Below are 6,616 nucleotides of genomic sequence, written 5' to 3'. Positions count from 1 at the left end.
TATCATTAACAAGGTAGGGAGGTTGCTCAGATAAAGGGGTATTTAAGGCTGGTTCCATTCGTGGAAAGGAAATTGTATGTGGACCAAATCCAAAGCGTTCTTCCAAATGTATGGTGTGAGATATAAGTCCCATAACCTCAAATTTATAATCGTAAAGTCCAAATAAGGCACCGATCCCAACGTCGTCCATACCTGCAGCTATTGCTCTGTCTAATCCGTATAGTCTCCATATATAACTTGATTTTGGCCCCTTTGGATGAACTTTCTTATATGTTTCATAATGATAAGTTTCTTGAAAAATTTGAAACGTTCCTATACCTACTTCTTTTATTTTTTTGTAATCATCAATTGTCTGAGGGGCAGCATTAATATTCACCCTTCTGATCTCACCGTTTCTGTTTTTAGTTTTGTATACAGTTTCTACGGTTTTAGCGATGAAATCCGCATCGTAGTCAGGATGTTCGCCATATACTAATATCAATCTTTTGTGACCTTTGTTTTCAAGGGCTCTTACTTCTTTCTCTAATTGTTCAAAACTAAGGGTATTTCTAAAAATTTCGCTGTTACTTGATCTAAAACCACAGTATTCACAATTGTTTATGCATTTGTTTCCAATATAAAGAGGGGCAAATAACACTATTCTATTCCCATATATGTTCTTTTTTAATGTTCTTGCTCCTTCAAAAATCTCTTCTAACGTTTCATCATCTTCAACGTTTAAAAGTGTTGCGACTTCATCCGAATCCAATCTTTCTTTTGATAACGATTTTTGAATAATGTCTCTGACTTTTAATCTACTTGGGGATTTCATTTCTTCCAAGAGCTTAAATATTTCATCTTCTTTGATAAAAGATTTTTGATTTGCCTTATCTCTTACCCAAAACACTTAATCAACCTCCCATATTTGTGGATTATACGGTCTTTAGAATCTCTAAATTTTATATATAGCGCTCCTTCGCCCCGCAGCCCACCCATAAGGATGGAGAATCAGCGTTTCGCCTGCTCCCACTCCAGGGAAGAGTTTTGCCCTGTTACCTTTTTAAAATCAAATTCTTATTTTATAGGATCATTTCATTTCTTAAGTAAATGTATCTAGTAAATATGTGAAATTTTTAACATACTACCTTAAAAAAAATGGTGGAGACGGCGGGAATCGAACCCGCGTCCGAAAACAGGCGAAGTCGGCTTCTCCGAGCGCAGTCCGCAATCAGCTTTCGGAAATTGTGACTTTGCGGACCGAGTCACAATTTCCTATTACCCATTGATACTTCTAAAATCCGGGTAAGAGATTTTAGAAGTGGAACCTTTTTCTGACGCCTCATTCCTCAAGAGAGGTTCCAAGAAAACTTGAGGAGAGACGAGCCGCCGTCTACGCAGCAGCTAATGCTAATTCTGGTTCTTCGGCATTTCAATATTTTTTCGTTTTTTACGAGGTTTCAGACTCCTCGACTCGCTTCCCGACTTCAGCCTATTCCCGTCGAACCCAATCGTCCCCATACTTTATTCTTTGACCCCGTTCGGGGTGAATTTTTTTTACTGGGATACATCTATATTATAACAAATTTTTAGTCCAAAATCAAGACCTTTTGAGATGCAACTCCAGCTTTTCGGATATTTCAGGGTCACGTTCTTGTAGGTATGGAACTAAATCAAAATTCTTAGTCAAGATTTTTGTTATTGAATCCAAAATAAGTACTTTTAAAGAGTTGTTGGTAGTTTTATAATATTTCTCTAAAAGTATATCTAAAGTTTTTCTGCTTGGTAACTCGGTGATGGCCATAACGCTTATCTCTTCTATTTCCCCCTCGTCACTGTCAATATAAGTTTTCAATATATCTAAATAAGATTCATCTTTTGTGATTTTTAATAAATTCTCTATGATCAAAGGGAAAGCCCTTTCATCAGAAAATTTATTGAACATCATCTTAAGGTTTTCCACTATTTCATGACACTTCAAATCAGACAAAAGTTCAGCTAGATACAACAAAACAGTATCGTCTTGAAGGTTGAGATTGAATCTTCGTTTGAACTCTTGTAATAGGTATTCTTTTCCTTCGGGTGCCATCACGCTCAATGCATCCCGTGCCAATTCTCGAACTTCGTAATCTTCGTCATCTAATAGCTCTATTAAATTAGGAATAGCTTGAAGCCCTTTTTCATCTACTATCTTTTTTATCAGATCTTCACGACTGTACATCTTTTACACATCCTTTTCAATAGACAATGTTTCCGTACATTTCTTTTATTTCTTCTAATCTTTCATTTTCTGATAATTTTACGATTGTTGAAGTAGTTTCTTCGTTCAACGATTTTACTATTTTAAAATGTTCAGTGGCGAAATTTGCAACTTGTGGCATATGAGTAATTACAATAATTTGTTTATCTTTTGATAATTCGTTGAGCTTATTTCCTACGACATCGGCCATTCTTGGGCCAACTCCAGAATCAATCTCGTCAAAAACCATTGTATCAATTGCATGATTTTTTCCTAGTACAACCTCTACTGCTAATATTATTCTAGATAATTCTCCACCGGAAGCTATTTCGGCTAAAGGCATAAATTTACTTTTTGGATTTGTTTTTAATAAAAAGGTAATCCTATGTGCGGACTCTTTTTTTGGTTCTTTTAGTTTTTCTATCTTCCAATCTATCTTACTATTCTCCATATTGAGATCCTTTAAATTATTTTCAATATGTGATTTTAAATCATTTAGAAAAGGAGTAACCTTCTCTATTATTTTATCACTGAGTTCTAATAATTCCTCTTTCAACTTAGACAATCTCGGTTCTAATTCGTGAAAATCGTTTTTGATTTCTTCTAACTCACTTTTTTGAATTTTGAACTTGTTGAGATTTTCTAAAACATCCTCAAGAGATGGTCCATATTTCCTTTTTAACTCGATGATTTTATTCAGTCTCTCACTGACTCTTTCTAATTCTTCTGAATCACTATCTAATTCAGACAATCTATTTTCTAAAAGGGTATATAATTCATCTATCTGCTCTTGAATAGAAGAAGCCAAGGAATATTCTTCACCAAACCCAAAATCTTTAAGCTTTGACAGATTGTAAATTATATAACCAATTTCCTCATCAATACTTTGTTCATCTCTGTCTTTTAATATGTTTAATGATTCCACCAATCGTTCCCTGATTTCTTCCATATTATTTAGAGTTTTAAATCTAGCAGAAAGTTCATCATCTTCACGAGGTTGGAGGTTCGCCTCTTCAATTTCCTGTATCTGGTAGTTTAAAATATCAATATTTCGAAAGATTTCTGTTTTATTGGTTGGAAGATTTTCTAACTTTCTTTTTAAATTCAAATATTCCTGGTACCCCTTATCGTACTCAGAAAAATACTCGGCGAATTTATCCCTCAAAATCTTAAAGATCAAAGAGTTTTGATAATTCTCATCTCTCAAAGCTATGTTGGAGTCTTGAGAATGAATTTCTAGCAGATACTTTGAAACCTCCTGAACAACGTTTCTTGGAACTATTGTATCGTTTACTCTAAAAAGCGTCTTTTTAGGAGTGAAATTTACAGCTAAGATCAATTCATCACCATCAAAAGGTGCGTATTCCTGCAACATATCTTTAATGAATTCATTAACAGTAAAATACGCTGACACGGAACCTTCTGAGGTCTTCAGGTTTTGAGGAACGTTTCCTATTAAAAAAAGATTTAAAGCATTTAGAAACATGGATTTTCCCGTTCCCGACTCACCAGTGATAGCGCAGAAATTGTTGCTAAAATCTACGTTAGCACTTTTAAAAAGACCAAAATTTTTTATGGACAAAGAAAGCAGCATTCACCACACCAACCTTAAAATCGACACTTTTTTCTTCTATCATCGAAATTATACCATAATTTCAAATCTTTTTATTTTTTAAATAATCAAGTATTATTTCTTTTGCATCTAAAGAAGGCACTTTTTCTATGGTTTTTTTGGGAAGTTTAATTCCTTCCTCAATAACCTCTAAATATCCTCTGGCAGTGCTTTTCCAAGTATAGTTTTCTAAAACTCTTTTTTTAACCTTTTTTGAAAAATAATCATAATTGTTCAAACCTTTTATTAAGCCCTCAACAATATTTTGTATATCTTCAGGATCAATTAATACACCTGAACCATCTGAGAATATTTCACTTGGTCCACCATTCTTTGTTGCAACAACAGCGAGGCCACAAGCGCCTGCTTCGATAGGAGCTAAGCCAAAAGGCTCATAAAAAGAAGGTAAAACAAAGACGGACTTCAATTTTGAAAAGAATTTGTAAGCAGAAGCTAAGGCAAGTTGAGATTTTAAATCAAAAAAATATACCTTATCTTTTATATTCGCTTTTACTATTTCTTCCAAAATTGGGGTTAAGATGGATCTTTCTTTTTCCGACAATTTGTGTATGTCGGTGAATGGATCAGGAATGCCCCTAAGAAATATTCCTAGATTTGCCTTATCTTGAAGATCTTTAGAATTTGCGTATGCTTTTACAACAGAAATATGATTCTTTTTGAGATCTAAACGGCTGGAGAGAATGATAAAAGGTTTTTGCTGTTTATTTAATTTTTTTTCTATTTGGGCGACAGTTTCTTGATCGAGATCAGTCATATCATCGTTAAAGATCTCCGTGTTAACTCCGGGGGGAATCACTTTGTATTTATTGTCGTTTTCAACTTCAGAAACATCGACATACAAAGGATGAGAATACTGCTCGTATCTTTCCATAGATGTGGAGACAATAATTTTAGATGCGTATTGCATGGACAATCTTTCAGCCATTATTCTTTGAGAAAAGTGATATTCTTTATCTAGATCTTCAAAGTTCTCAGAAGAGACGTTTAGTTTGTCCATTTTTTGGGCACCTAAAGAATGCCCTGTGAACGAGAAATTTAAGCCTAATTTTGATTTTAAAAGAACTCCTGAATAACCTCCATCGGCATAATGGGTGGTTATGAAATCTATCTTTTGATCTTTGTAGAATGAAAGAATATTATCAACGTATTCCTTTAAAAATAACCATAATTGCTCTTTGTTTAAAAATTTATCTCCACCAAAAGGTATTCTAACGATAGTTGGGTTTTTATTCGTATCAAAATAATCTAACTTCTTAGAAAACTCTGGCCAGTTTGGATCATTTATCTGTCTGGTAACTATATCCACAGAAACATTTAAATTAGCCAACTCTTTCGATACTTCTTTAACGTAAATCAACTGACCACCAAAATCAGGATGCTCAGTTAAATGAGAATCGTTTTTGTCAAAGTTGCCTTGAGGATTGAGAAACAACACCTTCATGAAAAATTCCTCCAATAGTCTGTTATTTACAATATAACAAACATATTTTACCATACTTTCAATAAATTTTCTTTTCGACGCGCATTTTAGAAACATAATCTGAAAATATGCTATAATTCTAAAGATTTCATTCTTTGTTTCTCTGTGTGGGTTGCGGGCAAAAAAACAAAGCTCCTTTATCCTTATGGGTGGGCCGCTAGGAAAAAGAACAAAAAACTTTTTTCGTACGAGGGTGTTCTGGGGAAAATATTAAAAAAACTTTTTTCCTTATGGGTCGGCTTCTTGGCTAAAAGATGAAAACATTTTTCCTTATGGGTGGGGAGCGGGGCGAAGGGGCGCTATAGAATTGATAAAGATAGTATCGGAGGTAACAAAGTAGGAGGTTTAACAACATTGAAAGCAAAATTTACCTTAACAGCATTATTTCTGTCTTTCTTTACCTCGCTTTTTTCCTATGAACTCTTCTTCTCCGGTGGAGAATTAGCACACTTTATAAACCAAAAACTAACAACGAGCACTTCAGTAAAAGTTGTATCTTTCAGTTTGGATGACACAATTTCTAAAAAATTATCAGCTATAAATCACCAAATATTTTTAGAAAAAGATGGTGGATATTCTGGTGATTTAAATTTAAACATCAAATATGACAAAAACACCGATGGTTATCTACATCAAAAATATATGATTTTTGATAACAACTCAGTATTATTTGGAACCGGAAATTTCACTACAAGCGGTTTATTAACAGATTTAAACATCTTTATCTACACCGAAGATGAAAAGGTCGTAAAAGTTTTCCTTGATGAATATGAAAACTTTCAAAGGGGTAAATTTGGATATTACAAAAAACCAATCAATGAGCGCCTAAGCACGACAGAATTCGGGAAAGTAAAAATAGTAACTGGACCATCAAAAGAGGTCCTTAACTCAGTCTTAAATGAGATTAAGAGATCCAAAATTTCTTTAAAAGTTTTTTCATATTCTTTCACTGATCCCTACTTCGTCCATATCTTGGAACAAGCTTCCTCCAATAATGTAGTTGTTGAAATACTATCCGACGATTGGAACAAAATCTACACATCACCATTAAAATATATGCAAGGCATAAATATAAAATACAGGAATGACATTCATGCAAAGTGTGTAACAATAGATGGAGAAACGGTCATTATAGGAAGTTACAATCTGACCTACAGGGCAAGAGAGAAAAATGACGAAATGGTTGTAATAATTGAAAATAAAGGGTTAGCTGACATCATAAATAGAAAATTTGATTTATTATGGCAAGAATGGTAAAATATATTGGTGTTTCTTTTTTTCAATACCA

At 33.7% G+C, this 6,616-nt stretch carries 5 protein-coding genes and 1 other RNA gene; 1 reads left to right on the top strand and 5 read right to left on the bottom strand.

Translation table 11 applies throughout. From position 1 onward, the window contains the following. The 5 genes from ACW9JY_RS10200 to ACW9JY_RS10180 form a co-directional block, all read right to left on the bottom strand. Positions 1 to 886, bottom strand: an 886-nt coding sequence (locus tag ACW9JY_RS10200; RefSeq protein WP_457284288.1) for a radical SAM protein, incomplete at its 3' end; no start/stop codon positions are given. A 249-nt stretch (positions 887 to 1,135) separates the two neighbouring features. After that, positions 1,136 to 1,495: a transfer-messenger RNA gene (gene ssrA / locus ACW9JY_RS10195) on the bottom strand. Positions 1,496 to 1,576: 81 nt separating this feature from the next. Beyond that, a complete protein-coding gene (locus ACW9JY_RS10190; RefSeq protein WP_103079247.1) occupies positions 1,577 to 2,197 on the bottom strand; it encodes a HEAT repeat domain-containing protein in 621 nt (206 codons plus the stop codon). A gap of 16 nt (positions 2,198 to 2,213) precedes the next feature. Then, positions 2,214 to 3,809 carry a DNA repair protein RecN gene (locus ACW9JY_RS10185; RefSeq protein WP_457284287.1) on the bottom strand — a complete coding sequence of 532 codons (1,596 nt, stop codon included), beginning with the start codon at positions 3,807 to 3,809 and terminating at the stop codon, positions 2,214 to 2,216. Between the two features lie 61 nt (positions 3,810 to 3,870). Then, a complete protein-coding gene (locus tag ACW9JY_RS10180; protein WP_457284286.1) occupies positions 3,871 to 5,289 on the bottom strand; it encodes a glycosyltransferase in 1,419 nt (472 codons plus the stop codon). A gap of 393 nt (positions 5,290 to 5,682) precedes the next feature. Here ACW9JY_RS10180 and ACW9JY_RS10175 point away from each other — a divergent pair, with 393 nt between their 5' ends. Continuing rightward, positions 5,683 to 6,585: a phospholipase D-like domain-containing protein gene (locus ACW9JY_RS10175; protein WP_457284285.1), complete on the top strand. Its 903-nt coding sequence runs from the start codon at positions 5,683 to 5,685 to the stop codon at positions 6,583 to 6,585. The last annotated feature ends 31 nt before the right edge of the window (positions 6,586 to 6,616 follow it).

It is taken from the genome of Petrotoga sp. DB-2 (assembly GCF_054051725.1).
Note: the sequence above shows the minus strand (reverse complement) of the source record. Positions and strands in the feature narration are given on the sequence as shown.